Origin of the sequence: Saccharothrix sp. CB00851, assembly GCF_001905065.1 — a bacterium.
Lineage (GTDB): Bacteria > Actinomycetota > Actinomycetes > Mycobacteriales > Pseudonocardiaceae > Actinosynnema.
Genome location: NZ_LWLC01000066.1, coordinates 90,626 through 116,477 on the forward strand (window position 1 = coordinate 90,626; position 25,852 = coordinate 116,477).

General features: G+C 71.4%; 24 protein-coding genes. 12 read left to right on the forward strand and 12 right to left on the reverse strand.

The window, feature by feature from the left end; translation table 11 throughout:
• Positions 1 to 71: 71 nt before the first annotated feature.
• The 5 genes from A6A25_RS41295 to A6A25_RS41315 all read right to left on the reverse strand — a co-directional run bounded on the left by A6A25_RS41295 (position 72) and on the right by A6A25_RS41315 (position 3,568).
• A complete protein-coding gene (locus A6A25_RS41295) occupies positions 72 to 488 on the reverse strand; it encodes an RbsD/FucU family protein (RefSeq protein ID WP_073899993.1) in 417 nt (138 codons plus the stop codon).
• Between the two features lie 5 nt (positions 489 to 493).
• Positions 494 to 1,954, reverse strand: a complete 1,461-nt coding sequence (locus tag A6A25_RS41300; protein WP_073900249.1) for a family 43 glycosylhydrolase — start codon at positions 1,952 to 1,954, stop codon at positions 494 to 496.
• Positions 1,955 to 2,268: 314 nt separating this feature from the next.
• The gene (locus A6A25_RS41305; protein WP_073899995.1) at positions 2,269 to 2,610 is read right to left on the reverse strand and encodes a YdeI/OmpD-associated family protein; all 342 of its coding nucleotides are present in this window, start codon (positions 2,608 to 2,610) and stop codon (positions 2,269 to 2,271) included.
• A 60-nt stretch (positions 2,611 to 2,670) separates the two neighbouring features.
• Positions 2,671 to 2,958, reverse strand: coding sequence for a hypothetical protein (locus tag A6A25_RS41310; protein WP_073899997.1), 288 nt, complete (start codon positions 2,956 to 2,958; stop codon positions 2,671 to 2,673).
• Between the two features lie 43 nt (positions 2,959 to 3,001).
• Entirely contained in the window at positions 3,002 to 3,568 is a 567-nt protein-coding gene (locus A6A25_RS41315; RefSeq protein ID WP_241829200.1) for a CGNR zinc finger domain-containing protein, read from the reverse strand.
• 127 nt (positions 3,569 to 3,695) lie between these two features.
• On the opposite strand from A6A25_RS41315, the gene A6A25_RS41320 reads away from it, so the two are divergent.
• From A6A25_RS41320 to A6A25_RS41340, 5 genes are all read left to right on the forward strand, one after another.
• A complete protein-coding gene (locus tag A6A25_RS41320; protein WP_073899999.1) occupies positions 3,696 to 4,553 on the forward strand; it encodes an alpha/beta fold hydrolase in 858 nt (285 codons plus the stop codon).
• A gap of 294 nt (positions 4,554 to 4,847) precedes the next feature.
• The gene (locus A6A25_RS41325) at positions 4,848 to 6,116 is read left to right on the forward strand and encodes an ABC transporter substrate-binding protein (protein WP_073900001.1); all 1,269 of its coding nucleotides are present in this window, start codon (positions 4,848 to 4,850) and stop codon (positions 6,114 to 6,116) included.
• Positions 6,113 to 7,084: a carbohydrate ABC transporter permease gene (locus tag A6A25_RS41330; RefSeq protein ID WP_241829201.1), complete on the forward strand. Its 972-nt coding sequence runs from the start codon at positions 6,113 to 6,115 to the stop codon at positions 7,082 to 7,084. The genes A6A25_RS41325 and A6A25_RS41330 overlap by 4 nt, the downstream gene beginning before the upstream one ends.
• Complete coding sequence (locus A6A25_RS41335; protein WP_073900003.1) at positions 7,081 to 7,917, forward strand: carbohydrate ABC transporter permease; 837 nt, start codon at positions 7,081 to 7,083, stop codon at positions 7,915 to 7,917. The genes A6A25_RS41330 and A6A25_RS41335 overlap by 4 nt, the downstream gene beginning before the upstream one ends.
• Before the next feature lie 4 nt (positions 7,918 to 7,921).
• Entirely contained in the window at positions 7,922 to 8,503 is a 582-nt protein-coding gene (locus A6A25_RS41340; RefSeq protein ID WP_073900006.1) for a hypothetical protein, read from the forward strand.
• Between the two features lie 423 nt (positions 8,504 to 8,926).
• Here A6A25_RS41340 and A6A25_RS41345 read toward each other — a convergent pair whose 3' ends face one another.
• Positions 8,927 to 9,919 (reverse strand): LacI family DNA-binding transcriptional regulator, encoded by a 993-nt coding sequence (locus tag A6A25_RS41345; protein ID WP_198933051.1) that lies wholly within the window; start codon positions 9,917 to 9,919, stop codon positions 8,927 to 8,929.
• Between the two features lie 104 nt (positions 9,920 to 10,023).
• Between A6A25_RS41345 and A6A25_RS41350 the strand changes: the two genes are divergently transcribed.
• Positions 10,024 to 11,220 carry an MFS transporter gene (locus A6A25_RS41350; RefSeq protein WP_073900008.1) on the forward strand — a complete coding sequence of 399 codons (1,197 nt, stop codon included), beginning with the start codon at positions 10,024 to 10,026 and terminating at the stop codon, positions 11,218 to 11,220.
• Here the strand turns inward: A6A25_RS41350 and A6A25_RS41355 are convergent.
• Positions 11,171 to 13,489: an ABC transporter permease gene (locus tag A6A25_RS41355; RefSeq protein WP_073900010.1), complete on the reverse strand. Its 2,319-nt coding sequence runs from the start codon at positions 13,487 to 13,489 to the stop codon at positions 11,171 to 11,173. The two genes, A6A25_RS41350 and A6A25_RS41355, sit on opposite strands and share 50 nt — an antisense overlap.
• Positions 13,486 to 14,178: an ABC transporter ATP-binding protein gene (locus tag A6A25_RS41360; RefSeq protein WP_073900012.1), complete on the reverse strand. Its 693-nt coding sequence runs from the start codon at positions 14,176 to 14,178 to the stop codon at positions 13,486 to 13,488. Before A6A25_RS41360 ends, A6A25_RS41355 begins: the two co-directional genes overlap by 4 nt.
• Positions 14,179 to 14,386: 208 nt before the next feature.
• Here A6A25_RS41360 and A6A25_RS41365 point away from each other — a divergent pair, with 208 nt between their 5' ends.
• Together A6A25_RS41365 and A6A25_RS41370 are read left to right on the forward strand one after the other, a co-directional pair.
• A complete protein-coding gene (locus A6A25_RS41365) occupies positions 14,387 to 15,655 on the forward strand; it encodes a sensor histidine kinase (RefSeq protein ID WP_073900267.1) in 1,269 nt (422 codons plus the stop codon).
• Entirely contained in the window at positions 15,652 to 16,323 is a 672-nt protein-coding gene (locus tag A6A25_RS41370) for a response regulator (RefSeq protein WP_073900014.1), read from the forward strand. The genes A6A25_RS41365 and A6A25_RS41370 overlap by 4 nt, the downstream gene beginning before the upstream one ends.
• Positions 16,324 to 16,530: 207 nt before the next feature.
• On the opposite strand, the gene A6A25_RS41375 is transcribed toward A6A25_RS41370, so the two are convergent.
• Positions 16,531 to 19,575: a BTAD domain-containing putative transcriptional regulator gene (locus A6A25_RS41375; RefSeq protein ID WP_073900015.1), complete on the reverse strand. Its 3,045-nt coding sequence runs from the start codon at positions 19,573 to 19,575 to the stop codon at positions 16,531 to 16,533.
• A 127-nt stretch (positions 19,576 to 19,702) separates the two neighbouring features.
• Here A6A25_RS41375 and A6A25_RS41380 point away from each other — a divergent pair, with 127 nt between their 5' ends.
• On the forward strand, positions 19,703 to 20,569 hold the full coding sequence (locus A6A25_RS41380; RefSeq protein ID WP_073900016.1) for an alpha/beta fold hydrolase: 867 nt from the start codon (positions 19,703 to 19,705) through the stop codon (positions 20,567 to 20,569).
• A gap of 147 nt (positions 20,570 to 20,716) precedes the next feature.
• Here the strand turns inward: A6A25_RS41380 and A6A25_RS41385 are convergent, their stop codons facing one another.
• Positions 20,717 to 21,718 carry a TerC family protein gene (locus tag A6A25_RS41385; protein WP_380735818.1) on the reverse strand — a complete coding sequence of 334 codons (1,002 nt, stop codon included), beginning with the start codon at positions 21,716 to 21,718 and terminating at the stop codon, positions 20,717 to 20,719.
• Positions 21,718 to 21,882: a hypothetical protein gene (locus A6A25_RS44510; protein ID WP_158073918.1), complete on the reverse strand. Its 165-nt coding sequence runs from the start codon at positions 21,880 to 21,882 to the stop codon at positions 21,718 to 21,720. The genes A6A25_RS41385 and A6A25_RS44510 overlap by 1 nt, the downstream gene beginning before the upstream one ends.
• A 112-nt stretch (positions 21,883 to 21,994) precedes the next feature.
• Here A6A25_RS44510 and A6A25_RS41395 point away from each other — a divergent pair, with 112 nt between their 5' ends.
• The 3 genes from A6A25_RS41395 to A6A25_RS41405 all read left to right on the forward strand — a co-directional run bounded on the left by A6A25_RS41395 (position 21,995) and on the right by A6A25_RS41405 (position 23,736).
• A complete protein-coding gene (locus tag A6A25_RS41395; protein ID WP_073900019.1) occupies positions 21,995 to 22,354 on the forward strand; it encodes an STAS domain-containing protein in 360 nt (119 codons plus the stop codon).
• A 52-nt stretch (positions 22,355 to 22,406) separates the two neighbouring features.
• A complete protein-coding gene (locus A6A25_RS41400; protein WP_073900020.1) occupies positions 22,407 to 23,102 on the forward strand; it encodes a YwaF family protein in 696 nt (231 codons plus the stop codon).
• A gap of 115 nt (positions 23,103 to 23,217) precedes the next feature.
• Positions 23,218 to 23,736, forward strand: a complete 519-nt coding sequence (locus A6A25_RS41405) for a GNAT family N-acetyltransferase (protein WP_073900272.1) — start codon at positions 23,218 to 23,220, stop codon at positions 23,734 to 23,736.
• Positions 23,737 to 23,743: 7 nt separating this feature from the next.
• On the opposite strand, the gene A6A25_RS41410 is transcribed toward A6A25_RS41405, so the two are convergent.
• A complete protein-coding gene (locus A6A25_RS41410) occupies positions 23,744 to 25,735 on the reverse strand; it encodes an elongation factor G (RefSeq protein ID WP_073900276.1) in 1,992 nt (663 codons plus the stop codon).
• Positions 25,736 to 25,852 lie beyond the last annotated feature (117 nt).

The following is a 25,852-nucleotide window of genomic DNA, read 5'->3' on the forward strand; positions in this document are numbered from 1 at the left end:
GGACCGACCCGACGAACCACGCCAGGTCCGGTCCCCGACCCGCACGCACGCCGGCGCGCACGGGCCGGAGATCAGGCGACGAAACCGACCGTCAGCAACAGGTTCGCATAGAGCCGACCATCACCGGTCGCCACGCACACCGCCAGTTCCGGCGCACGGCAAGCCGCGTAGAAGTCCTGCCGCGCCAACGGCTGCAACGGCAACTCCGGACCGAGGATCCCTTCGTAGTCGGACCACACCTCCGGCGTGCTGAGGTCGTCCGGCCGCATGGTGTGCACGGCCTCCACCGGGATCGCCGACAGCACCGGCACCAGCACCTCGTCGACCGTGACGAGACCGGGCCGCAGGTTGAGGTGGATCACCTCGGCCCGGTGGTGGACGTTGGTCCGGTGCGCGTAGTTGGAGTCCGCGATGAGGACCTTCGACCCGTGCCCCGCCACGGCGAGCGCGTGCAGCAGCGGCGGGTGGATCAGGGGGTAGCGCAGCACTGAAGTCACTCCAGGATGAACGTGGCGTCGGCTCGTGCGACGGAATCGGGCGTGGTCGTCAGGTTGATGTTCGTGCCGTTGTGGCGGATGTACCGGCCGGGGAAGTTCTGCGACTCGAACGACACCCCGGAACCCGAGGCCAGGCCCGCGCGGCGGAAGAACGACGCGTCGGCCCGGAAGACGGCGCTGCCGTCGTTGCGCTCGACCCACATCTCGTAGTTGCGGTGCCGCAGGTAGTAGCCGGGGAAGTTGGTCGACTCCAACGACACCGTGCCCGAGCCGTTCAGCCCCGTGACGATCCGGAACTGCGAGTCGGCCAGCGGGTTGACGTTCGCCTCGACGCGGCCCCGGTACTCCCAGTGCCGGACGAACCGGTCCGGGTAGTTGTACGACTTGAGCCGCACGGGCGTGACGCCGTCGGCCACCGGGATGCCGAAGTTCGGCGTGCCGTCGGCGTTCCAGTACACCTTCTGCACGCGGGTGCGGCGGTTCGGGTCGCGCAGCGGGTCGCCGGAGATGTCGCGGTAGTTGCGGTCGTGGTAGACCAGGATGTCGCTCTGGCCGTCCTCGGAGACCGTGAACGAGTTGTGCCCCGGACCGTACTGCCCGGTGGCCGCGTTGCTCTCGAACACCGGGTTCTGGCTCTTCGTCCACGACGCCGGGTTGAGCAGGTCCGCCGAAGCCGACGCGGTCAGCATGCCCAGGCAGTAGTTCGCGTCGGTGGCGCTGGCCGAGTAGGTCATGAACACCCGGCCGTTGCGCTGGATCACCGTGGGTCCCTCGGCGACCTTCACGCCGCCGCGGGTCTCCCAGGCCAGGGTCGGAACGGTCAGCCGGGCGGTCGGGCCGGTGATCGTCCACGGGTTGGCGCCCATCCGGGCCAGGTAGACGTTCGAGTTCGTGGCGATGCCCGGCTCGGCCTGCGCCCACGTCAGGTAGCGCACGCCGTTGACCACGAAGGTCGACATGTCCAGGGAGAACGTGTCCCACGGGACGTTGACGCGGCCGCGCTCGACCCACGTTCCGGTCAGCGGGTTGGCGCTGCTGTTCTCCAGCACGTAGGGCCGGATGCGCCAGACGTCGTCGGTCCGCCCGGCGGCGAAGTAGACGTACCACCTGCCGTTGACGAAGTGGATCTCCGGCGCCCAGATGTGCGCGCCCATCTCACCCGACGAGTGCCTGCGCCAGATCACCGACTCCGGCGCGGTGGCCAGGCCCTGGATCGTGGTCGCGCGGCGCAGCACGATCCGGTCGTACTCCGGGGCGGTCGCGGTGAAGTAGTAGTAGCCGTCGGTGTGCTTGAAGATGTGCGGGTCCGCCCGCTGGTTCGCGATCGGGTTCGTGTACTGCACGGCGGGTGAGGCTTGCGCGGCGGGAGTCACCACCAGGCCCGCGAGCGCGGTCACGGCCACCACTGCGGCCACCGCCAGCCTGCGGGCTCTCGACCGGGGAACGGCACTGTCCATCGGTTCCACTCCATCGTGGCGTCGGAATGCGGCTGTTAACGCTAACAGCGCAGGTCCACCAGCCTCAAGACCTACTTGCAAGACGCTTGAAGAACCGCCCTCGGCCGCGCCACTCGGACTTGACCTTCGCACTGGAGGGCAACCACCGAACACCACAATCGCCGAACACCTCTGGTGTTAGCGATAACAATGCGCTACCTTCCCCGGCACCGAACTTGCCGGGTGGACGGACGCGACTCTCCCCCCGTCCGCCCACCCGGCGTCCACCACACCCCACCCGACCACCAATCGCTCCGCGCTCTGCTCCGACCGACCTACGGCCGGAACGCGGCGAGCCCCGGCTCCCGCATCCGCCCGGCGGCGATCAGCGCCTCGACCTTCCCGACGTTGATCCGCGACCACGAGCTGGTCGGCCGGCGCGGCGAATACCGCTGCAGGTACCAGTTCTCGTCGAGGGCCTTGCGGTGGCTGTCGATCCAGCCGTAGCAGAGGGCGACGTCGAGCGCTTCGGTGATCGTGACCGACGTCCGGCCCGACCCCTTCTTGGCGATCCTGATCCAGACCTCGGTCGCCGAGCCGTGGTGCTCGGCCAGCCAGGACTCCCACTCGGCGGCGTCCGCGAAGGCGAGGGTCCCGGTGTCGGTGAGCGCGTTCATGACCCCATGGTGCCGGGACAAAGTGCTCACCGAGTGAGCACTTTGAGCGACCGAGCCCGGTCACGCGCCGGACTCGCGCCGTTCCACCATCGTGTCGGGCGCGGACTCCGGGACCTCGGTCCGCACGTCGGAGTCGCGCAGCACCTCGCGTGCCTGCGCCTCCGGGTCGGCACTGCCCGGGCCGAGTTCCTCGGGCAGCAGGTCGGCCCTGGTCCGCGCCCGGCGGTCGACGTCGTTGCGCCGGTCGAACACCTCCGGTCGGTCGAGGTCGTGCTCGCGCCTGATGCGCTCCTCCTCCTCGGGCGACAGCTCGGTCATGCCGAGGTCGAGCGGTTCCTGGTGCGTCATGGCCTTGCCATACCCCGTCGGCCGCCGGTTGACGCCAACCCGGTCACGAGGTGCCGCGGACCCGGCTGTGGTGCCTGCGGGCCTTCAGCCGGTTACCGCAGGCGGTCATCGAGCACCACAGCCGCCTGCCGGTGCGCGAGACGTCCAGGAAGTGCAGGACGCACTCCGGGTTCGCGCACTTGCGGACGCGGTCCGGCGCCGCCTCGCGCACCGCGACGAAGTCCCGCAGGCACGCCCACGCCGCACGCCACCGGGGGTCGGCCACGTCGTCGTGCTCGACCCGGCCGCGCCCGTCGACCGCCAGCCGCAGCCGGCCGTGCTCCAGCAGGGCGTTGAGGGCGGCGTGGTCGGCGGGATCCGCGATCACCGCGGCCACCGCGTCCCGCGCCTCGCGCAACGGCTGCCGGGGCACGGGCCGGGCGGAGGCGAGTTCCCGGTCCGCGAGCCACGCCTCGGTCAGGTCGTCGTGGTCGAGCAGGTCGTAGGCGGCACCACCGATCAGGTACCGCGTGTTGAGCAGGTCGATGCCCAGGGGTTGGTCCACCAGCGGACGCGCGGGCCAGCCCCGGACCAGCAGCGCGCCGGTCACGGCGTCATCGGCACCGAGCACGCCCGCACACCTCCGCACCTAACCGTCGAGAGTTGCTTGACAGGTTAACACGAGCCTGCTTACCTGATCGCGTCACCTAACTGTTCAAACACGCTAGAACAGTTAGATCACCGATCAGGAGAAGCCGATGACCTCGTACCGGTACGCCGACATCGACGGGCAGCGGGTGTTCTACCGGGAGGCCGGGCACGCCGAGGCCCCCGCCGTGGTGCTGCTGCACGGTTTCCCGACCAGCTCGCACATGTTCCGCGAGCTGATCCCACGACTGGCCGACCGCTACCGCGTGATCGCGCCGGACCACATCGGGTTCGGGCACAGCTCCGCGCCGTCCGTCGACGAGTTCGACTACACGTTCGACGCGCTCACCGACATCACCCTCGGCCTGCTGGACCACCTCGGGGTGCGGCGGCACGCCTTGTACATCCAGGACTACGGCGCGCCCATCGGCCTCAAGATCGCGTCACGCCACCCCGAGCGCGTCACCGCGATCATCACGCAGTCCGGCAACGCCTACACCGAGGGCTTCACCCCGTTCTGGAAGCCGCTGTTCGCCTACGCCACCAACCCCGGACCCGACACCGAACCGGCGGTGCGGGCGCTGCTCTCCCCCGACGCCACCCGCTGGCAGTACACCCACGGCGTCAAGGACCCGAGCCTGATCAGCCCCGACACGTGGGCGCACGACCAGGCCCTGCTCGACCGGCCCGGCAACGCCGAGGTGCAGCCGGCGCTGTTCCGCGACTACCGCAACAACCTCGACGCCTACCCGGCGTTCCAACAGTACTTCCGCGACACGCGGGTGCCGCTGCTCGCGGTGTGGGGTCGGCACGACGAGATCTTCGGCCCGGACGGCGCGCTGGCCTACCGCCGCGACCTGCCCGACGCCGAGATCCACCTGCTCGACGCGGGTCATTTCGCGTTGGAGGACCAGCTCGACACCATCGCGGGCTACCTCCGCGGCTTCCTCGGCCGCACCCTGGGCTGACCACGTTCCCGGACTCGGCCCGCGACATCTCCGGTCACCGCCACTACGGTGACGACGGTGCGCTCCGACTCGTCATCACCCGGCTCGCGTTCGACCCCGCGGGGTCGTCGTGGGTCCGATGAGCACGCGTCCGCGCCCGCTCCCGGCCACCGCCGTTCGCGGCGGTCGGGAGCGGCCGCACCGCTTCCAAAGTGGGCATTGACGTTGGCGCAACGTGCTCGTAGCCTCCCGGAAAGCGCTTTCCATGCCGCACCGCGCATCGCGTCTGGAAGCGGTCGAGACCGGAGGATCCGAATGGGTGCACTGAAACGTTTCAGAGTCCTGGCGACGTCGATGGTGGCGCTGCTGGCCGTTGCCTGTGGCGGCAGCGGTGGCGGCGGCGACGAGACCCAGGCCGGACCCGCCACGCTGCGTTTCTCGTGGTGGGGGAACGCCGAGCGCGCCGAGCTGATGCAGAAGGCGATCGACCTCTTCCAGAGCAAGAACCCCGAGATCAAGGTGACGCCGAGCTTCCAGGAGTTCGAGGCGTACTGGCAGAAGATGGCCACCGAGACCGCGGGCGGCAACGCGCCCGACGTGCTGCAGATGGACTTCGCGTACATCCGCGAGTACGCCGACCGCAACGCGCTCTACGACCTGAAGAAGCAGGAGGGCAAGAACCTCGAACTCGGGGACCTGCTCACCGGCCTCAAGGGCGCGGGCGAGATCGACGGCAAGCTGTACGGCGTGCCGACCGGCGGCAACACCTGGGGTTACATCTACAACCCGGCGCTGTTCGCGCAGGCGGGCGTCGAGGAGCCGAAGGAAGGCTGGACCTGGGACGACTACCGCGACGCGATGAAGGCGATCGCGGAGAAGACCGGCGTCTCCGGCGGCGGCAACTACGTCGGCAGCTACTACAACCTGGAGCTGCAGCTGCGGCAGGAGGGCGGGCTGCTCTACACCGAGGACGGCAAGCTCGGCTTCGACAAGGCGCGGCTGAAGAAGTTCATGGAGGAGGGCAAGGCGCTGGCGGACGGCAAGACCGTGCTGCCGATCGAGAAGGGCGTGCAGATCAAGCCCGCGTTCGCGCTGGAGCAGAACCTGGTCGCCGGTGACCTCGGCTGGGACAACTTCATGTCCCGCTACGCCAAGTCCAGCCCCGGCCTGAAGCTGGGTCCCGTGCCGACCGACAAGGCGGGCACGTCCGGCCAGTACCTCAAGCCGTCGATGCTGCTGAGCGTGTCGCAGAAGACCGAGCACCCGGCGGCGGCGGCCAAGCTGGTGTCGTTCATGGTCAACGACCCGGAGGTCGGCAAGATCTTCGGCGCCAACCGCGGCCTGCCGCCGACGAACGCGCAGCGCGCCGCCGCGCAGCTCGAAGGACCGCTGGCGGCCGTGGCGGCGTACGAGGACGGGCTGAAGGACAAGTTCGGCAAGACGCCCCCGGCGCCGCCGAAGGGCGCGGGCACGCTGGAGCAGGCGTTCATCCGGATCACCGAGGAACTGCAGTACGGCCGGATCACCCCGGACGAGGCCGTCGACCAGTTCTTCACCGAGGCGGAAGAGACCCTCGGGTCGTGAGCCGGGCGACGATCGCGCCGGACCGGCGCGCCGAGGTCGCTCCGGCCGGGGAAGCGGGTCCGCGCAAGCGGGCCCGCCGGTCCGGTGACGGGCTGGCGGGCTATCTGTTCCTGTCACCGTGGATCATCGGGATCGTCCTGCTGACCCTCGGGCCGATGGTGACCTCGCTCTACCTCTCGTTCACCGATTACGACCTGTTCAACGCGCCCACGTGGATCGGGCTGGAGAACTACCAGCGGATGTTCACCGACGCGCGGTGGCTGCGCTCGGTCGAGGTCACCGCGATCTACGTGGCGCTGGCCGTGCCGATCAAGCTGGCCGCCGCCCTGGCCGTGGCGATGCTGCTCAACAGCAAGCGCGCGGGCCAGGGGTTCTACCGGGCGGCGTTCTACGGGCCGTCGCTGATCGGCGGCAGCGTCGGCGTGGCGATCGTGTGGAAGATGATGTTCAGCGACGACTCGGTCGTCGACCAGGTGCTGCTCAAGTTCGGCATCGACACCGGCGGCTGGGCGGGCAACCCGGACTTCTCGCTGATGATGCTGGTGCTGCTGGCGACGTGGCAGCTCGGCGCGCCGATGGTGATCTTCCTGGCCGGACTGAAGCAGGTGCCGCGGGAGCTGTACGAGGCGGCCGAGGTCGACGGCGCGGGCCGCGCGCGGCGGTTCTGGTCGATCACGCTGCCGATGATCTCGCCGGTGCTGTTCTTCAACCTGCTGCTGGAGACGATCAACGCGTTCCAGGTGTTCACGTCGGCGTACGTGGTGGGCGGGCCGAACGGGCAGCCGGCCGGCAGCACGCTGTTCTACACGATCTACCTGTTCGACCGGGGTTTCGGTGACTACCGCATGGGTTACGCGTCGGCGATGGCGTGGATGCTGCTGCTCGGCGTCGGCCTGGTCACCGTGTTCCTGTTCCGCACCGCACGGGGGTGGGTCTTCTACTCCGGGGACTCGGGGGACAAGCGATGACGCTGACGTTGAGGCGGGTGGCGTGGCACGTCGGCGTGCTCGCGCTGCTCGCGATCGTGCTGTACCCGATCGTGTGGGTGGCGGCGGCGACGTTCAAGCCGTCCGAGGCGATCCTCGGCAGTTTGCAGCTGTTGCCGACGGAGCCGACGTTCGCCAACTACGAGCGGGTGTTCGAGGGTGTCGTCGGCGTCGGGGTCGGCCGGTTCTTCTGGAACTCGGCCGTGCTTGCGGTGCTGTCGGTGGTCGGCACGGTCGCGTCGTCGGCGCTGGCGGGGTACGCGTTCGCCCGGCTGCGGTTCCGGGGGCGGACGGCGCTGTTCGCGATCATGATCGCGACGCTGCTGCTGCCGTTCCACGTGCTGATCATCCCGCAGTACGTGGTGTTCCAGAACCTGGACCTGGTCGACACGTACGTGCCGTTGCTGGCGGGCAAGTTCCTGGCGTCGGAGGCGTTCTTCGTGTTCCTGATCGTGCAGTTCATCCGGCAGCTGCCGCGTGAGCTGGACGAGTCGGCGAAGATCGACGGTGCGGGGCACTGGACGGTGTTCTGGCACATCATCGTGCCGCTGTGCAGGCCGGCGCTCATCACCACGGCGATCTTCACGTTCATCTGGAGCTGGAACGACTTCTTCGGGCCGTTGATCTACCTGAGCACGCCGGACAAGTACCCGTTGCCGTTGGCGCTGCAGTTGTTCATCGACGAGTCGACCGGGTCGGACTTCGGTGCGCTGATGGCGATGTCGATGCTGGCGCTGGTGCCGGTGATCCTGTTCTTCCTGTTCTTCCAGCGGTTCCTGGTGGAGGGCGTGTCGACGTCGGGGTTGAAGGGGTGAGTGCGTGAAGCGGTTCGCGGCGGGGTTCGCGCTGTTCGGCGAGTGCCTGACGGCGGGGTTGCTGGTGCTGCTGGCGGCCCTGCCGGTGGTGACGTTGGTGCCGGCGCTGGCGGCCGGGTGCGCGCACATCAAGGCTCACGTGGACGGGGAGACCACTTCGGTGCGGGCGTTCTTCGAGCGGGTGCGGGTCGCGCTGCCCGGTGGGTGGGCGGTGTCGCTCGGGGTGGTGGTCGGGTTCGCGGTGCTGGTGGTGGACGTCGTGTTCTTGCGGACGCGGGTCGCCGGTGGCGGGTTCGTGGCGGTCGTGTGCGGGGTGGCGGCGGTGGGTTTGGCCGTGGTCGTGCTGCGGGTGGCGGCGTTGTGGGCGCCGGGCGTGCGGTGGCCGTCCGTGCTGCGTGACGCTTCCCGCCGTTCGGCCGCGGACTTCACCGGCTCCCTGCTCCTGGTCATGTCCCTCGCCGTCCTGCTGATCGTGACCTGGCAACTCCCACCGCTCGTCGTGCCGATGCTCGGCTGCGTCCTGATGGCCGCCGTCGCAGTAGACCGCCGCCACACCGCATTCGCCAACCAACCCGAACCACGCTAACCTGCTCTGACCAGCGCTTTCCCCACCGACCACCTCCACGAACGAGTGAACCTCAACCCGAGTAGAACCGGTAACACCGTTTCCAATCCCCTCGAACGTCGGTTGAAACAACGAGGCCGGCAACCAACCCCCGCCCCCAGCCTCCAACCCCCGCCTCCAACCCCCGCCGCCCACCCCCGCCGCCCCGCGATCGACGGAAGCCGACCACCGGAAGCCGACCACCGGACTCGGCGAGCACCAGGGCCGTGGGACGTGGACACCGGCGACCCGCCGTGCAGGCGCCCGCAGCGGGCCGGGCGTAGGCGCGGCAGACGTCGACGGACCCGCTGGACACTCGCCTGGGATCGGCAGCGCGTGTGGCTGGCGGGGAGCTGGGGAGCGTTGCGGGAGCAGCGGTGGTGGGGTGGGTCGGGTTGGAGGTGGTCAGGTGGAGGCGCGTGGGATCAAGGTGGAGGGGTAGAGGGTCAGTGGGGGTGCGGTTTGGCGGTCCAGCAGGGTGGTGGCGGCGGCGGTGGTGATCGGTTCGACTGGGTTCGTGGTGGTGGTCAGGGGTGGGTGGCTCAGGGTGGCGTAGGGGAGGTCGTCGAAGCCTGCGATGGCGATGTCGCCCGGCACGTCGACACCGCGGTGCCTGAGGGCGTCGAGTGCGCCTAGGGCGGAGAGGTCGCCAAGGGCGAATATGGCGTCCGTGTCCGGCCAGCGGGTCAGGATTTCGGTGGTGGCGTGGTGGCCTCGGGTGGCGGTGAAGTCGCCGGGGACCAGGCGGGGTGGGGTGCCTGCGGCTTCGGTGGCGCGGTGGTAGGCGGTCAGGGCACGTCTTGTGCACGGGAGCCAGTCGGGGCCGGTGATCATGGCGATTCGGCGGCGGCCCGTGGCGAGCAGGTGTTCGAGGACGTTGGTGGTGCCGGTGGCGTTGTCCACGTCGAAGGACGGCACGTCGCGGGAGCCGATGCCGATCGCGGCGACCCGGCCGCGGGCGGAACGGGGGACGGTGGCGAGGGCCGGTTCGGTCGGGTTGACCACGATGATGCCGCCGACGTCACGGTTCTCGGTCAGCCGGCCCAGTCCGCCGGGGTCGTGCAGGGGCAGCCAGTGCAGGGAAACGCCGACATCGCGGGACGCTGCGACGGAGGCAGTGGCGGCGGCGACACGGGCGACGTAAGGGTCGTTGAGCACGTGCGCCGTGTGGCCGCCGACGACGACGGCGATGCGGGTGCCGGTGCGGGTCGCGAGGGCACGGGCGGCGGGGTTGGGGAGGTAGCCCAGTTCGCGTGCGGCCGCGGCGACGCGCAGGCGGGTGGAGTCGGAGGCTGAACCGCGCGGGCTCAAGGCACGGGACGCGGTCGCCATCGACACGCCGGCTCGGCGGGCCACGTCCGCCAAGGTCGCCGTCGACTCATGCCGCTGCCTGACCACGGCGGTCAGTGTGCCAAGCCGGGCCCCGCGCCGAACAGGCCTTGCGGTGGAAGCGCTTCCATGGGTGAGGTCACCGGTGACGTCGGGAGATGGGGGGTGGCCGGATGTCGACCACCGAGGTTCGCGGCACGGCGGTAGGGGTCGCGGTGACTTTCGGGCTGAACGGGGTGGCGGTGGCGTCCTGGTTCGCCCGCGTCCCCGCCGCCCGGGACGCGTTGCAGCTCGGCCCAGGCGCCCTGGGCCTGCTGCTGCTGGCCATGTCGGCCGGGGCGACGTTGGCGATGCTCACGGCCGGTGAGGTGACCCACCGGCTCGGCCCGCGGCGCACGGTGTGCGTGGCCACCGCCGGAGTCGCGGGTGGGCTGGTCGTCGCGGGCGCGGCGGTCGGCGTCTGGCCGTCAGCGACCGCGACCGGGATCGGACTGTTCCTCCTGGGGTACGGGTCGGGCACCTGCAACGTGGCCATGAACGTCGAAGCGGCGGCCGTCGAACGGGTCGTCGGGCGGACCGTCATGCCGCGGTTCCACGCGGTCTGGAGCTTGGGCACGGTGGTCGCCGCCGGGTTGGCGGCCGCGGCAGCGTCGGTGACCGTGCCGGTCGCGGCGCACCTGACGGTCGTCGCCGCGATCACCTCGGCCGGCACGGTCCTCGCCGCACGGCCTTTCCGGTACGGCGGCGGGCACCCGGCCGGGGCGAAGAGCGGTGTCCTGGCCGCCTGGCGGGAGCCGCGAACCTTGCTGATCGGGTTGCTGGTCCTGGTGCTGGCGTTCACCGAGGGCACCGCGAACGACTGGCTCGCGGTGGCGTTCGTGGACGGGTACGGGTTCGGGCCCGCGGCGGGCGCGGTGGTGTTCGGCGTGTTCGTGACCACGATGACGCTCGGCCGACTCCTGGGCACGGTGGCGCTCGACCGCTGGGGACGGGTACCGGTGCTGGTGGGCACGATGCTGTTGGCGATCGCCGGTGCGGCGTTGGCGGTGCTGGGCGGTGAGCCCGCGGTGGCGGTGGGCGGGGTGGCGCTGTGGGGCCTGGGCACGGCGCTCGGCTTCCCGGTCGGCATGAGCGCGGCGGCGGACGAGGAGAGCCGTGCGGCGGCACGGGTCAGCGTGGTCGCGGTGATCGGGTACACCGCGTTCCTGGCCGGTCCGCCGGTGGTCGGCTTCCTCGGCGACCAGGTCGGTGTCCTGCGCGCCCTGCTGGTCGTGCCGCTGCTGCTCGTCCCCGCCCTCGCCTTGGTGCCGACCCTCCGTCCTATTCGGTCCGCAACGCTGTCGACGTCGACGTCCTCGCCGCCCAGGTAGCCGGCAGCGACGCCCCGACGATCGCGATCAGCAGGCCGCCGATGCCGAGCAGGACCAGCTCCGGCAAGGAGTGCACGGCGTAGGCCGACGCGGGCAGGCCGATCCCGGCGCTCTCCTCCATCGCCGGCAGGACCGCGCCGTGCAGCGCGACCCCGACGGGCACGCCGACCGCACCGCCGACCACGCCGATCACCACCACCGAGGCGATGACCATCGCGATGGTCTGCCGTGGCGTCATGCCGAGTGCTTTGTGGACGCCCAGGTCCCGGATCCGATCACGGGTGTCGAGCACGACGGCGTTCAGCACGCCCATGGCGGCCACCGCGACGAGCATCAGGGTGAGCGTCGCGGTCAGGCTGTTGATCAGGATGATCGTGTCGCTGGCCTGACCGGACCGGCCGGGTCGCGCGGTGACGCCGAGCGGTGCCAGGGCGGCGTTCAAGCTGTCGATGTACGCGGTGACGTCGGTGCCGGGCCGCACCGCGATGTGGTGGGTGGCGTCGTTGGTGGCGGTGAGCGTGGCCGCGTCGGTCAGCACCACCATGCCGTCGTTGCCCATCTCGAACACGTCGCCGACGATCCGCACGGTGACGGTCTTCCCGCCGTCGTCCAGCGTCACGGTGTCGCCGACCTTCGTGCCGGTGGCGGTGAGGAACGGTGTGGGTGCGACGGCTTCGCCCGGTTGCGTGAACCACCGCCCGGACACCAGCTGGTAGCCGTCCCAGGTGGCGTCCCCGGTGAACGACACGACGGTGGTCGTACCGGCCACGCCGGTGACGGTGACCTGCGTGCGGCCGGTGCGGTAGTGGGCCCGCGTCCCGGCTTGGGCGGCGATGACGTCCGAAACAGCGGCCGGATCGGGAGGATCGGCAGGACGCCCGCCGGGTCGGGAGCCTGGCTGCGGACCGGGGTCGGACACGCCGATGGTCACGTCGGCCGAGTCGTGGTCGCGGGCGATCTGGACCTGGTTGAGCGAGGACGCCAAGCCGACCGCGAACGTGACCGCCGTGGCGCCGAAGAGCACCGCCGCGGCCATCGCCGCCGCACGGGCGGGCCGAGCGAACGGGCGGGCCAGGCCGAGGCCGACCGGTCGCGGCACGGGCAGGCGTGCGGTCAGCCGGGCCGCCCACCGGCCGCGGCCGGGTCGTGGGGTGCGGCCGACGGCGATGGCGTCCACCGTGCGCAACCGTCCGGCCCGCAGCGCGGTCACCCACGCCGTTGCGGAGACCAGTGCGAGCGCGCCGACTGCCACGACGACGTTCACCCAGGGCGCCACGGTCAACGTCACCGCGCCGTAGACGTCCTCGGTCTCGGCCAGCACCGGGATGGCCAGCAGGTTGCCCGCGACCACACCGATCGCGGTGCCGACCGCCGCGGGGATCAGGGCCTGCGCCATGTACGCCCACACGACCTGGGCCGGGGTGAAGCCGAGGGCCTTGAGGATGCCGATGCGCCGGGTTCCCGCGCCGACCGCGCCCGCGACCACGTTGCCGACCACGAGCAACGACATGACCAGCCCCAACGCGCCGAACGCGACGAGGAACGGCACGAACACCGCGACGCTGCGGTCGGCCGCCTTCTTGAGCACCAGCCACGACTGCGAGCCGGTCATCGCGTCCGCGGGCACCGCCGCGATCACGGCCGCACGGCCCGCGTCGACGGGCTCCGCGGCGGTGAAGCGGTACAGCACCTGGTAGGCCTCGGGTGCGGTGATCCAGGACGGCGGCACCCAGCCGTCGGCGGTGCGGCTGACCGAGCGGGCCAGGCCGACCACGGTCAAGGTCGAGCCGTCGGTGAGGGTGATCCTGCGGCCGATCGCGGAGCCGGTCGGCGAGTGCGCGTGCGGTCCGTCGGCGGACACGACGAGTTCGCCCGGCTCGTCGGCCCACTCCCCCTCGGTCAACGTCACCGCGTCCACCGCGGCGCCGCTGGGTTCGGTCCGGCCCACGACGGTCAGCGGCGCCCGGTCACCAGGCTGGTTGTCGCTCGGGGTGATCGTCGTGAGCGGGAACGACCCGGCCGACGCGGTGACGCCGTCGACGGGCACCGACAGCTGCTCCGGCGTCGCCTTGCCCGCGTCGAACACGGCGGACAGGTGCGCGCCGCGCTGTTCGGCGAACGCGTCGTCGAACGGCGCGCTGGACGCCACCAGCAGCGACCCGCCGAGCACGGACGACGTCACGGCCATCGTGGTGGCCAGCCCGATCACGACGGTCTGCACCCGGCGACGTGCCACGCCCGAGCGCACGACCCGGCTCAGCGCGCTCATCGGGTCGGCTCCGCGGACACGTCGCCCGCGATCCGGCCGTCGACCAGCTGGATGGTGCGGCGGGTGCACGACCGGGCCAGCGCGAGGTCGTGCGTGACGACGACGAGCGTCTGGCCCTCGGCGTTCAGCTCGGTGAGCAGCGTGCTGACGTCCTCGCCGGACGCGGTGTCCAGCGCGCCGGTCGGTTCGTCGGCCAGCAGCAGCGCGGGCCGGTTCATCAACGCTCTGGCGACGGCGACGCGTTGCCGTTCGCCGCCCGACAGCCGTCCCGGGTAGGTGCGGGCGTGGCGGGCGACGCCGAGCTGGTCGAGCAGTTCCGCCGCGCGCCTGGCCGCCTCACCGCGCGCCATGCCCGCGAGCTGCGCGGGCAGGACGACGTTGTCGGCCACGGTCAGGTCGTCCAGCAGGTTGAAGAACTGGAAGACCATGCCGACGCGGGCTCGCCGGTGGCGCGCGGACGCGGCCTCGCCGAGTTCGTCCACCCGCACGCCGGCCACGGTGACCGTGCCGGTGTCGGGCCGGTCGAGGCCCGCGATCAGGTTGAGCAGCGTGGACTTGCCGCTGCCGGACGGACCGAGCACGGCTACCGCTTCACCTGCCCGCACGGTCAGCGTCACGTCGCTCAACGCCGGTGGCCCGTCGTCGTACCCGCGGCTCACGTCACGCAGTTCGATCACCGGCGTGGTCATGGTCGGCTCCCCTGGATTCGTCCTCGCTGTGGCCCGGTGGACGCTAGGAGCGGCGCCGATCCGGGCGCGTCGGTCGGCCGGGGCATTTCCGGTAGCCCGCCGGGATGAGGTCCGTGCGGCGTCATCCCCGCGATGTAGTCGAGCGGTGCGGGCGGTGTGGTCGTCCGGGTGGATGTCCGGTGGGTGGTCGGTCGGTGAGAATGGCCGGGTGACGAACGCGGTGGTGGACCGACTGCGGGCCTGGGCCACCCTGGTGGTGCTGCCGACCGGTCCGCTGCCGCGGCCGACCGTGCGCAACTACGTGTTCGACGTGGTGTTGGCGCTGGTCATCGGCGTCGCTTCGGTGCGGTACGCGCTCGACTCGCAGGACGTGCCGTCGCGTGTGGTGGTCGGTGGGCTGATCGGGCCCGTGCCGCCGCCCATGCCGCCGCCTCCGGAACCGGGAGAGATGTTCGGCGCGGTGCTCGTCGCGGTGGTGGCGGCGGTGGCGTTGGTGCTGCGGCGCCGTTATCCGTTGGCGGTGCTGTGGGTCGTGCTGTACGCGACGGTGGTGACGCCGTCGGACACGCCCGGGCTCACGTTCTACGCGTGCGTCGTCGCCGCCTACTCGGCCGCCGCGTACAGCCCGCACCGGCCGCCCGCGTTGGCGAGCCTGGCGGTGACGGTGCTGGCGGTGGGCGTGTTCCGGGACTCGGAGCTGCCGGTGGTGCCGAACCAATACGTGCCGCTGCTGGTGCTGGTGCCGCTGATCGTGGCGGCGAACGGCTTGCGCACGTGGAAGGTGCGGACGGACGAGGGCCTGGCGCAGGTGTCGGCGCTGGAGCGGGAGCAGGCGGAGGCGTTGCGGCGGGCGGTCGAGCACGAGCGGGCCCGCATCGCGCGCGAGCTGCACGACGTGGTGACGCACCACGTGAGCGTGATGACGATCCAGGCGGGTGCGGCGCGGAAGGTGATGGCGGTATCGCCGGATCAGGCGCAGGAGGCGTTGTTGGCGGTCGAGGCGGGTGGACGGGCGGCGATGACGGAGTTGCGGCACGTCATGGGGTTGCTGACGATGGACGGTCCCGAACCGGCCGACCTCGCGCCGCAGCCGGGGCTGGCGCAGGTGGAGGCGTTGGTGGCGCGGGTGCGGGACACCGGTGTGCGGGTTGAGTCGCTGGTGAGGGGGCAGTCGCGGCCGTTGCCGTCCGGGGTCGAGCTGGCCGCGTACCGGGTGGTGCAGGAGGGGGTGACGAACGCGGTCAAGCACGCGTCCGGGGGGTCGGTGGTGGTGATGGTGGAGTACGGCGTGGATTCCTTGCGGGTGGAGGTGGTCGATACCGGTGGTGAACCCGGGCCTGGTGCGGCTGTGGGGAATGGGCACGGGTTGATCGGGTTGCGGGAACGTTTGGCTGTTTACGGTGGGACGTTGGACGCTCGGGCGCGGGACGGTGGCGGGTATCGGGTGGCGGCGTGGATTCCGGTGGAGGCACGGTGAGCGGGAATCTGCGGGTGGTGGTCGCGGACGACCAGGTGCTGGTGCGCACCGGTTTCCGGATGATCCTCACCGCGGACGGCATCGACGTGGTCGGTGAGGCCACCAACGGCCTGGAGGCCGTGGAGGCGGTGCGGCGGACGGTGCCGGACGTGGTGCTGATGGACATCCGGATGCCGGAGCTGGACGGATTGGAGGCCACGCGGCGGATCTTGAACGGGGGCGAGTCCGAGCCGCAGGTGATCATCCTGACCACGTTCGACCTCGACCACTACGTGTACGCGGCGTTGTCGGCCGGTGCGAGCGGGTTCCTGCTCAAGGACGTGACGCCGGAGCACTTGGTCGCGGCGGTGCGGATGGTCCGCTCCGGTGACGCGTTGCTGGCGCCCGCCATCACTCGTCGGCTGGTGGAGAGGTTCGCGGACCGCGGGCCGGGGACGGCGGCACGGCACCGTGATCTGGCGGCGTTGACACCGCGCGAGTTGGAGGTCCTCGGGTTGTTGGCGCGGGGGTTGAGCAATGCGGAACTGGCCGGTGAGTTGCACTTGTCGGAGGCGACAGTGAAGACGCACGTGGCGCGGATTCTGGCCAAGCTCGGGTTGCGGGATCGGGTGCAGGCGGTGGTTGTGGCGTATGAGACCGGGTTGGTGACGCCGAGTGGACAAGCTTGAGATCGGCTCGACAGTTGGGTCAGGCTCGATTTGACATGGGGCCCCTTACGGGTGCTTTAGGCAGGCCAAAGCCGGGCAGGCCTGGCGGATAAAGCGCCCGCCAAGCCTGCCCGGCTTCGACCAGCCTAAAGCACCCGAACCCCATGTAAAATCGGGCCTTTTGCGGATTAGCTGCGGGTCCGATGGGGCCATTTTATAAGGCGCGGGTCAATGCGGCGATTTCTGTGCGTGGCGGCGGTGTTCGGCGGCTTCTTTGTGGCGTCCGAGGGCGGTTGCGAGGGTGGCGAGGTGGTTGGAGGTTGGGCCGAAGGTGATGAGGCCGCTGGCGGCGCCGGCCAGTTCTTGGGCGGCGGGGAGTAGTTGGTTGTAGAGGCGGGACATGGTTGGTTGGTCGTTTGCTTCGATGGCGAGTTTGGCGTGCAGGCACGTTCTGGCTTCGAAGAGCAGGTCGTGTGGTGAGTCGGGGATGGTGGCCTGGAGGGCGGCGGTGCGGTTGCCTTGGGCGAGGAGGATGACTGGTCGTGCCCAGGGTTCGTAGGGGCCGAAGTCGGCGTCCGGTAGGTCGCCGAGGCTGAGCAGGGCCAGTGGGAGGAGTCCGTTTTCCAGGCCGGGCATCCCGGTGCCGGTGAGGCGGGAGGCGGCGGTGTGGTAGGCGGTTCTGGCTTGGTCGCGTTGGCCCGTGATGGCCAGGCGCAGGGCGGCGTACCAGCTGGTGAAGACGCCGACCAGTGGGAGGTTGTGGCGGTCGGCGAGGGCGTCGGCGGCGGTGGCGTGGTGGTCGGCGGTGGGGAGGTCGGCGAGGGCGGCGGAGGCTTGGAGGTTGATCAGGTGGGCGAGGACTTCGAAGGTCACCAGGCCGTGGTGGGTGGCGAGGTCGAGCAGTTCCGTGCCGATACGGGCTCGGGCGGGGGCGAGGCCGGCTCGGTGGTAGGTCTGCAGGAACTTGCCGTTGAGTGCCATTGCCAGCAATGACGGGTCGTCATCCAGGTCGCGGGCGATGGCTTCGGCTTCCAGGGCTGCCTGTCTGCCGCGGGGGCCGGTGTCGGCGCGGCGTTCCATGGCGATGGTGATCAGCAGGCGGGCGCGTTCGGCCGGGTGGTCGGGTGGGAGGGCGGCGAGGGCGTGTTCGGCGGCGTCGGCGAGGCGTGCGGAGAGGGCTTCGTCGTCGTTGGTGGTCCAGATGGCGGGTACGTCGAACGATCCGATCGTGCGGGCGGCCAGTACCGGGTCGTCGTGGACCTCGGTGACGGCTTCCGCCCGGTAGCGGCGGGCTTGGGCCAGGTCGCCGGTCACGGCGAGCGTTCGGACCAGGCCGGTCACGGCGTGGAGGCGGTCGTGGTCGGATCGGGCCAGGGTTTCCCGCCACAGCGTCGCGGCCTGGTGTGGCGCGAAGCGGCGTTCGGCCCGTTCGGCGGCGGCACGGGTGTAGTGGGCGGTGCGGGTGGCGGTTGCCCGGTTGCCGGCGCGCAGCAGGTGGTGGGCGATGGTTTCGACGTCGTCCGGGTGCACGGCTTCGATGACGTCGGCGGCTGCGGCGTGCCATCTGGTTCGGCGGGCGTGCGGGATGTCGTCGTAGAGCGTGTCGTGCACGAGTGCGTGGGCGAACCGCAGGCGTTCGGTGTCCTGCTCGACCAGGAAACCCGCGAGCAGGGCCGACTCGACGGAGTCCAGCACCGCGTCCTCGTCGCCGGCGAGCGGGACGAGCACGTCGAGGTCGACGTCCTGGCCGAGGACCGACGCTTGGCGCAGGTGCGTCCGCGTGGCCCCGGTGAGCTGGGCGAGGCGGTGGCGGATGACGTCGCGGACGCCGGCGGGGACGGTGCTCAGGGCCGGGTCGGTCTCCCACAGGCGGGCGAGTTCGCGGACGAAGAACGGGTTGCCGGCGCTGCGGGTGTGGATCGCGCGGACGTCGGCGTCCGTCGGTTCGCGGTCGGTGACGGCTTCGACCAGGTCCCGCACCTGCGGTTCGGTCAGGCCGCCCAGGTAGACGCGGGTCGGCTCGGTGCGGGCGGCCCGGCCGAGGGCTTCGGTCAGGGCGGCGGAGATCTCGGTGGAGCGGTAGGTGGCGACGATCGTCACGCGCCCGGCGTCGGGGTCGGCGGCCAGTGACGTCACCAGGGCGAGGGTGTCCTCGTCGGCCCAGTGCAGGTCGTCGAAGACCAGCAGGACCGGTGGCGGCACCTTGGCCAGGGCGGCGGCGATGGCGCGGTGTCGTTCGAACCGCGTGCCCGATTTCTGTTCTGTGCTAAGGGTGTGCGCGATCCGGGTCCAAGGCCAGGCGGCGGGGGCGTCCTCGGTGCACGTGCCCCACGCGGTCGTCCAGCCTGCGGTGGCGAGCCGTCCGGTCAGCTCCTCGGCCAGCGCCGTCTTGCCCGCGCCCGCCGTGCCGGAGATCAACGCCAGCCGCCCACCCGCCCGGGCGGCGCGTTCCAGCTCGGCCAGTTCGTCCGTGCGGCCGATGAACGGGGTGGTCCGGGCGGGCGGTGGCGGCGGGGTGAGGTCCGGCGACTGGGTGAGGATGTCGGTTTCCAGTCGGCGCAGGGCATGGCCGGGGTCGACACCGAGTTCCGCCCGCAGCACCTCGCGGGACCGGCGGAGGGTGTCCAGCGCCTCGCCCTGCCGTCCGGTGCGGTAGAGCGCGAGGGCGAGCAGCCGTCGGCCGTCCTCGCGCAACGGGTGGGCGGCGACGTGCGCCCGCAGGTCAGGCACCGACTCCGCCGCCTCGCCCAGCGCCAACGCCGCCTCGGCACGCCGTTCCACGGCCAGCAGCCGCAGCTCGTCCAGCCGCGCGGCCTCGCCGTGGGCCCACGGCTGGTCGGCGAACTCGGCGTAGGCGGGGCCGCGCCACAGCTCCAGCGCCTCGTCCAGCAGCGCCCGCGCGTCCCCGGGGCGGCCGTCGGCGAGCAGCCGTGCCGACTCGGTGACCGCCGCATCGACAGCGCGGGCGTCGACGTCTTCGGCCCGCAACGCGTACCCCGGCGGCACGGTGACCAGCAGTCGGGAGGGCGTGCGGGGTGGGCGGTCGGGTTCGAGGGCCTTGCGCAGCGCGCCCACGAACGTCTGCACCGCGCCCAGGGCGCCGTCCGGCGCGTCGCCGTCCCAGAGGTCGTCTATCAGCCGGGTGACGGGCACCACGCGGCCGTTGGCGACCAGCAGCCGGGCCAGCACGGCACGGTGCCGCGGACCCTTGAGGTCGACCGGCCCGCGTTCGCCCACGGCCTCCAGCGGCCCCAGCACCCGGAAACGCACCATCACCGACGAACGTAACCGACCGGCCGCAGGTCGGCGCTGGTCAGGGCGCTGATCTGCTGCTGATCGAACGCTGATCGGGTTGCCGCAGGGTGGTGGTCACAACCCACGAACACCCCGGAGTCGGAACATGATCCCCTCGTTCACCCAGCAACGCGTCACCGTCGCCGACGGCGTGGCGCTCAACGTCGCCGTGGGAGGCTCCGGCAGCCCCGTCGTGCTGCTCCACGGCTTCCCGCAGACGCACCTGATGTGGCGGCACGTCGCCGCCGACCTGGCTGCCGACCACACCGTCATCTGCCCTGACCTGCGCGGATACGGTGACAGCGACAAGCCGGCCGACGACGGCCAGACCTACTCGAAGCGCACGATGGCCGCGGACGTCGTGGCCCTCGCCCGTGCGCTCGGGCACGACCGCTTCGCGTTGGCCGGTCACGACCGGGGTGCCCTGGTGGCCATCCGCGCCGGGCTCGACCACCCGGACGTGGTCACCCACCTGGCGTCGCTGGACGTGCTGCCGACCCTCGACATGTGGGACGTCATGCACGGCACCACGGCCGCCGTCGGCTTCCACCTGTACCTGATGGCCCAGCCGCCCGGCCTGCCCGAGACCGTGATCGCGGCGTCGGCGGACGCGTTCTTCGGCCACTTCCTCGACCTGTGGGTCGCCGATCCGGCGTCGATCCCGGACGACGTGCGCGCGGCGTACCTGAAGGCGTCACGGGAGGCCGTGCCGTCGATCGTCGCCGACTACCGCGCGTCCGCCACCGTGGACGTCGAGCACGACCTGGCCGACCGCTCGGCCGGTCGCGTGCTGCGGATGCCGGTGACCGTGCTGCAGCAGGACTGGGGCGCCGCCCTGGGCTTCGACGCCGCCGCCCGCTGGCGGGCATGGGCACCCGACCTGGTGCACCGGACCGTCACGTGCGGTCACTTCATGGCCGAGGAGGCGCCCGGCGAGGTCGTCAAGGCGCTGCGCGACCTCCTCACCCGCTAACCCGCGTGTCCTACGTTCGGAACGCGCGTGTCCTACGTTCCGGTACCCCGTGTTGAACGCTCGCGTCAGCGCGGCTCTGTTCTGAGTGTTCAACACGGGTGTTCTGAACGTAGGACACGCGCGTTCTGGAGGTAGGACACGCGGGGGTCAGGGGTGGTCGGCGGGGTGGGGGCGGCGGGCGCGCAGGGAGCCGGGGCGGGCCTTCACCGACGGGTCACGGCGGGTCTTGAGCAGGCTTGCCACCGTCACCACGGTCAGCACCACCACGATCACGCCCAGGCTCAGCAGCGTCGGCACCTCCGGCACGCGCGGGTCGACGTCCTTGTGCGCCCAGTGCAGGACCAGCTTCACCCCGATGAACGCCAGGATCAGCGACAGGCCCGTCGACAAGTACACCAGCCGGTCCAGCAGGCCCTTCACCAGGAAGAACAACGCCCGCAGGCCGAGCAGCGCGAACGCGTTGGCGACGAACACGATGTACGGCTCGGAGGTGATGCCGAAGACCGCCGGGATCGAGTCCAACGCGAACAGCACGTCGATGCTGCCGATCGCCAGCAGCACCACGAACAGCGGCGTGACCATCCGCCGGCCATCGGAACGGGTGAACAGTTTGCCGCCGTCGTAGTCGTCGGTGATCGGCAGCACCCGGCGCGCGGTCTTCACCACGACGTTGTCCTCGACGTCCGGTTCCTCGTTGCGGTGCCGGAACAGCTGCACGGCCGTGTAGAGCAGCAGCAACCCGAAAATCAGGAACACGAACGAGAACAGCGCCAGCAGCGTCGCGCCCACCGCGATGAACACCCCGCGCAGCGCCAGCGCCAGCACGATGCCGAACGTCAACACCTTGTGCTGGTGCGCCTCCGGCACCGCGAACGTCGACATGATGATCACGAACACGAACAGGTTGTCGACCGACAGGCTCTTCTCCACCAGGTAGCCGACGAAGTACTCGGTGCCCGCCTGGCCGCCGTGCGCCAGCGTGAACCACACGCCGAACAGCAGGGCGAAGAGCACGTAGAACACCGACCACGCGGTCGCCTCGCGGATCTTGACCTGATGCGGGCGCACGACCGCCAGCACCAGGTCCACGGCGAGCAGCACGAGGACGAGCCCGATGGTGAGCGCCCAGGTCAGCGTCCCGATGTCCATCACGTGCGGCGGCCCGAGGTGGGCGGGACCGGCGGCGGGATCGGCTTCGGCGGCACCGGCTCCGGTCCGGGCGGCTGCGGCCGACGCGGCACGGGATCCGGCGCCAGCGGGTCGGGCGGGTCGGGTTCGTGGTCACCGAGCCGCGCGTACGCGTCCCTCCTCATGGCGGAGGAGTACCCCGGCGTGCGGATGGCGTAACCGGCCGGCGGGCGTAACGCCCGGTCGGACCGCGACGACGCCACGGTCACACAACGGGCCACCGAGGGAGCGTCGGCGATGACCGAGTCGCAGTGGCAGGGCGAGGACCTCGCCGTGGACACGAGCGAGGTCGGCGGCCTCGCGGTCACCAGGGTCACCGGCGAGGTCGACCTGGAGGGTGTCGAGCTGATGCGCGCCGAGCTGGACGTCCAGCTGGCGCGGCGGCCACCGGTGCTGGTGGCGGACCTGACCGGGGTGACGATCCTCGGCTCGCTCGGCATCGCGGCCCTGCTCGACGCCCACCACCGGGCGGTCGCGGCCGGTGTGGGGTTCACCGTCGTGGCGAGCCGCCGTTCGGTGGTCCGCCCGCTCCGGCTCACCGAGGTGGACCGGGTGCTGACCGTGGTGCCGACCCTCGACCAGGTGGTCGTCGGCTGACCCCGGAGGGCGACGGGGAGTACCGATCGGGCAAGCCGGGTAGCCCGAACGTGTGGCGTCCTCCGCGTTCGCCCGCGAGTTCACCGCGTTCGGCCCTTCGCACTGGGTGGTGCTCGGGCTGTTCGCGGTGGGTGCGGCGGTCGTCGTGGTGTTGGGGCGCACCCGGCCGTCACGCCGGTTCTCCCGGGTGTTCGCCGCGACCGTGCTGCTGCTCCAGGTGGGCATCCACACGTACCTGATGCTGCCGCCGCGCTGGGACATCCGGTACTCGCTGCCCCTGCAGCTGTCCGACCTGGCGGGACCCGTCGCCGCCTACGCGCTGTGGTCGCAGCGCCGGTGGGCGTTCGCGCTCACCTACTACTGGGGGCTGACGTTGAGCGTGCAGGCCCTGGTCACGCCCGTGCTGCGGGTCGACTTCCCGGACTTCGGGTTCCTGCTGTTCTGGGTCACGCACCTGTTCGTCGTCTGGGCCGCCATCTACCTGACCTGGGGCCTGGTGCTGCGGCCCGACTGGCGCGGCTACCGGCTGGCCGTGCTCATCACGGTGACGTGGGCGGTTTCGGTGTTCGCGCTCAACGCGGTGCTGGGCTCCAACTACGGCTACCTCAACCGCAAGCCGGAGACGGCGTCCGTGCTCGACCTGCTCGGCGACTGGCCGTGGTACCTGGTGCCGGAGAGCGCGTTCGTGCTCGCGGTGTGGGCGCTGATGACGTGGCCGTGGACCCGGCGGGGTAACCGGACGGCATAGCGAGCGTCGGCGGCCCGGCGACGCCCTCGACCACGACCTCCTTCGGCCAGTACGACGAGCGCGACCACCTATGACCGGACGAACCCGGTGGACGGTGTGCCGGCGGCCGACCACCATGCCCACCGTGACAGCGGACGACGTGCGCTTCGTCGAGCTGGACGGCCGGGTCATGGCCGCCCTGCTCGACGGTGACCTGACCGCGGCCGAGGTCGCGCTCACCGACTACTTCCTGACCGACCGGGCGCGCTGGCTGTGGCGCTACCGGCTGGGCCAGCTCGCCGCCGACCCCGGCCACGCCCGGTGGCTGGCGCGGCTCGCCCTGGTCGACGGCGACGCGGTGGTCGGGCACGCCGGGTTCCACGGCCCGCCCGACGCCGCCGGCATGGTCGAGATCGGCTACTCCGTGGACCCCGCCTTCCGCCGCCGCGGCTACGCCAGGGCGGCTCTGGTCGAACTGCTGCGCCGGGCCGCCGCCGAGCCGGGTGTCCGGACCGTGCGGGCGACCATCAGCCCGGACAACGCGGCTTCCCTGGCCACCATCGCGGGGTTCGGGTTCGTGGAGGTCGGCGAGCAGTGGGACGAGGAGGACGGGCTGGAACTGCTCTTCGAACGACCCGCGGCGGCACCGGCGTAGTCGCGCGTCAGCGGCGGGCCAGGTCGCGGTTGGACAGGAAGCGCAGGTACTCGTCGAGGTCGAGCGGGTTGCCGTCCGTCCTCGCCCTGGTCGGTGCGGGGCCCCAGACCCGGCGGGCCGGACCCGGTTCGTACCAGATGCTCCCCTCGCCGTGCGTCAGGCCGGGCAGGGCGGCGGCCAGGTCGTGCAGCGACCGGGCCGGGATGGTGCCCGGCACCGACCACGCCGAGCCGGACTCCACCGCCGGGCCGAGGTCGGCGTCCAGGGAGAGCAGGAGTCCGGTCACGGCGCTCAGCGCGTCACCCGGCACCTCCACCTCGACCGCGTAACCCGGCTCGTGGACGGCACTGCCCGCCCGCTGCAGCGCCCGCAACAGCACGATGGGCGTGAGGTGGCGGAAGTCGGCGGCGACCGTCATCGGCGCCTCGTAGCCGACGTGCGTGATCGTCACCGCGCAGTCGGTCACCTCCCAGCCGTGCAGGCCCTGCCGGAGCGTCGCCGTCACCGCCTCCTCGATGGCCCGGTGGTAGGCCTTCGGCAGCAGGCCGAGTTGGGCTTCCCTGGTGAACGTGGTGCCGGTGCCGGGAGGCAGCGGCTCGACGCGCACGCCCACCGTCTGCCAGAAGTCGTTCGGACCGCGCGGTACGAACTCGTGGACGGCCTCGCCACGCCCCACCGGCCGTTCGAAGTACACCGGCCGGACCTGCTCGAACACCGCGTCGATGCCGAACTCGCGCGCCAACCGCTCCGCGATCACCTCCCGCTGCACGGCACCGTAGAGCAGCACCGAGGTCGCACCGCCGCCGATGGTCCTGGTCCGGATCAACGGGTCCTCGTCGGCCAGCCGGGTGAGCGCGGCGTGCAGCTCGGCTTCCCGGCCGGGCCGCGCGGGCCGGACCACCGACTCCAGGATCGGCGGCGAGAAGTGCGTGCCCGTCCCCTGGTCGGCAGGGCCGAGCCGGTCGCCCACGCGCACGTGCGGCAGACCGCGCAGCTTGCCGATGTCGCCCGCGGTGAGCGGACCGGAGCCGCCGACGACCTCCAGCCCGGCCACGCGCCCGCGGTGCTCCTCGACCGCGCCCGAGGCGTCCCGCCGCCGGAACGCCACGCGCTGCCGACCGTGCAGCGTCCCGGAGAACAGCCGCAGGTAGGCGACCTTCTCCCCCTTGCCGGTGCGTTCGACGGCGAACACCGTGCCGCGCAGGTCGTCGGACGGCACCGGGCGCGGCGCGAGGAACCGGCGCACCCCGTCGGTCAGCTCGGTCGTCCCCGCGCCCGACATCGCCGAGCCGAAGAACACCGGGTGCACCAGCCCGCGGCACGTCTGGTCGCGCAACGGCCCTTCGACGTCCTCCGGCACGTCACCGTCGAGGACCCGGCCCAGCAGCGAGAGGTCGTGGTCGGCCAGGAGTTCGGCCACCTCCGCCGGGAACGACCCGTCGTCGGACGACCGGGCGACGACACCGGCGTCACGCGTGCCGAGCCGGTCCACCCGCACCATCGGCACGACGGCGGGCGTGAGCCTGCGGCGGATCTCGGCGAGCAGGTCGTCGTACCGCGCGCCCACCCGGTCGACCTTGTTGACGAAGATCAGCGTGGGCAGGCGCAGTCGCCGCAACGACCGCAGCAGCACCCTGGTCTGGGCCTGCACGCCCTCGACCGCCGAGAGCACCAGCACGGCGCCGTCGAGCACGGACAGCGCGCGCTCCACCTCGGCGATGAAATCGGGGTGACCCGGTGTGTCGACCAGGTTCACCTGGAGATCGCCGAGCCTGAACCACGCGACGGCGGAACGGATCGTGATGCCGCGGCGGCGTTCGACCTCGCCGCTGTCGGTCTGCGTGTCACCGCCGTCGACGCTGCCCAGCCGCGGGATCCTCCCGTGGTCGAACAGCAGCCGTTCGGTGAGGCTGGTCTTACCTGCGTCGACGTGCGCGAGCACGCCCAAGTTGAGCGTTCGGGTGGAAATGGCTGACCTCGGAGGTGTGGGAAGTGGCATCGGGACGGAGCACACCGTCGAGTCGCCGCATCTCATTCCTCCTCTGGGTTCGATCAGCCGACGCCGGACACCGTAGAGCGGATGACGTGATCGCGCCGGCCGATTTCCGGCGGCACG

What these genes read in the sequence shown, in the direction of transcription:
- A6A25_RS41325 (WP_073900001.1), top strand. Translation starts at nt 4,848, where the DNA reads ATGGGTGCACTGAAACGTTTCAGAGTCCTGGCGACGTCGATGGTGGCG.
- A6A25_RS41385 (WP_380735818.1), bottom strand. Translation starts at nt 21,718, where the DNA reads ATGGACATCGGGACGCTGACCTGGGCGCTCACCATCGGGCTCGTCCTC.
- A6A25_RS44510 (WP_158073918.1), bottom strand. Translation starts at nt 21,882, where the DNA reads ATGAGGAGGGACGCGTACGCGCGGCTCGGTGACCACGAACCCGACCCG.
- A6A25_RS41375 (WP_073900015.1), bottom strand. Translation starts at nt 19,575, where the DNA reads ATGGTGCGTTTCCGGGTGCTGGGGCCGCTGGAGGCCGTGGGCGAACGC.
- A6A25_RS41320 (WP_073899999.1), top strand. Translation starts at nt 3,696, where the DNA reads ATGACCTCGTACCGGTACGCCGACATCGACGGGCAGCGGGTGTTCTAC.
- A6A25_RS41405 (WP_073900272.1), top strand. Translation starts at nt 23,218, where the DNA reads ATGCCCACCGTGACAGCGGACGACGTGCGCTTCGTCGAGCTGGACGGC.
- A6A25_RS41305 (WP_073899995.1), bottom strand. Translation starts at nt 2,610, where the DNA reads ATGAACGCGCTCACCGACACCGGGACCCTCGCCTTCGCGGACGCCGCC.
- A6A25_RS41355 (WP_073900010.1), bottom strand. Translation starts at nt 13,489, where the DNA reads ATGAGCGCGCTGAGCCGGGTCGTGCGCTCGGGCGTGGCACGTCGCCGG.
- A6A25_RS41300 (WP_073900249.1), bottom strand. Translation starts at nt 1,954, where the DNA reads ATGGACAGTGCCGTTCCCCGGTCGAGAGCCCGCAGGCTGGCGGTGGCC.
- A6A25_RS41395 (WP_073900019.1), top strand. Translation starts at nt 21,995, where the DNA reads ATGACCGAGTCGCAGTGGCAGGGCGAGGACCTCGCCGTGGACACGAGC.
- A6A25_RS41310 (WP_073899997.1), bottom strand. Translation starts at nt 2,958, where the DNA reads ATGACGCACCAGGAACCGCTCGACCTCGGCATGACCGAGCTGTCGCCC.
- A6A25_RS41335 (WP_073900003.1), top strand. Translation starts at nt 7,081, where the DNA reads ATGACGCTGACGTTGAGGCGGGTGGCGTGGCACGTCGGCGTGCTCGCG.
- A6A25_RS41350 (WP_073900008.1), top strand. Translation starts at nt 10,024, where the DNA reads ATGTCGACCACCGAGGTTCGCGGCACGGCGGTAGGGGTCGCGGTGACT.
- A6A25_RS41410 (WP_073900276.1), bottom strand. Translation starts at nt 25,735, where the DNA reads ATGCCACTTCCCACACCTCCGAGGTCAGCCATTTCCACCCGAACGCTC.
- A6A25_RS41380 (WP_073900016.1), top strand. Translation starts at nt 19,703, where the DNA reads ATGATCCCCTCGTTCACCCAGCAACGCGTCACCGTCGCCGACGGCGTG.
- A6A25_RS41360 (WP_073900012.1), bottom strand. Translation starts at nt 14,178, where the DNA reads ATGACCACGCCGGTGATCGAACTGCGTGACGTGAGCCGCGGGTACGAC.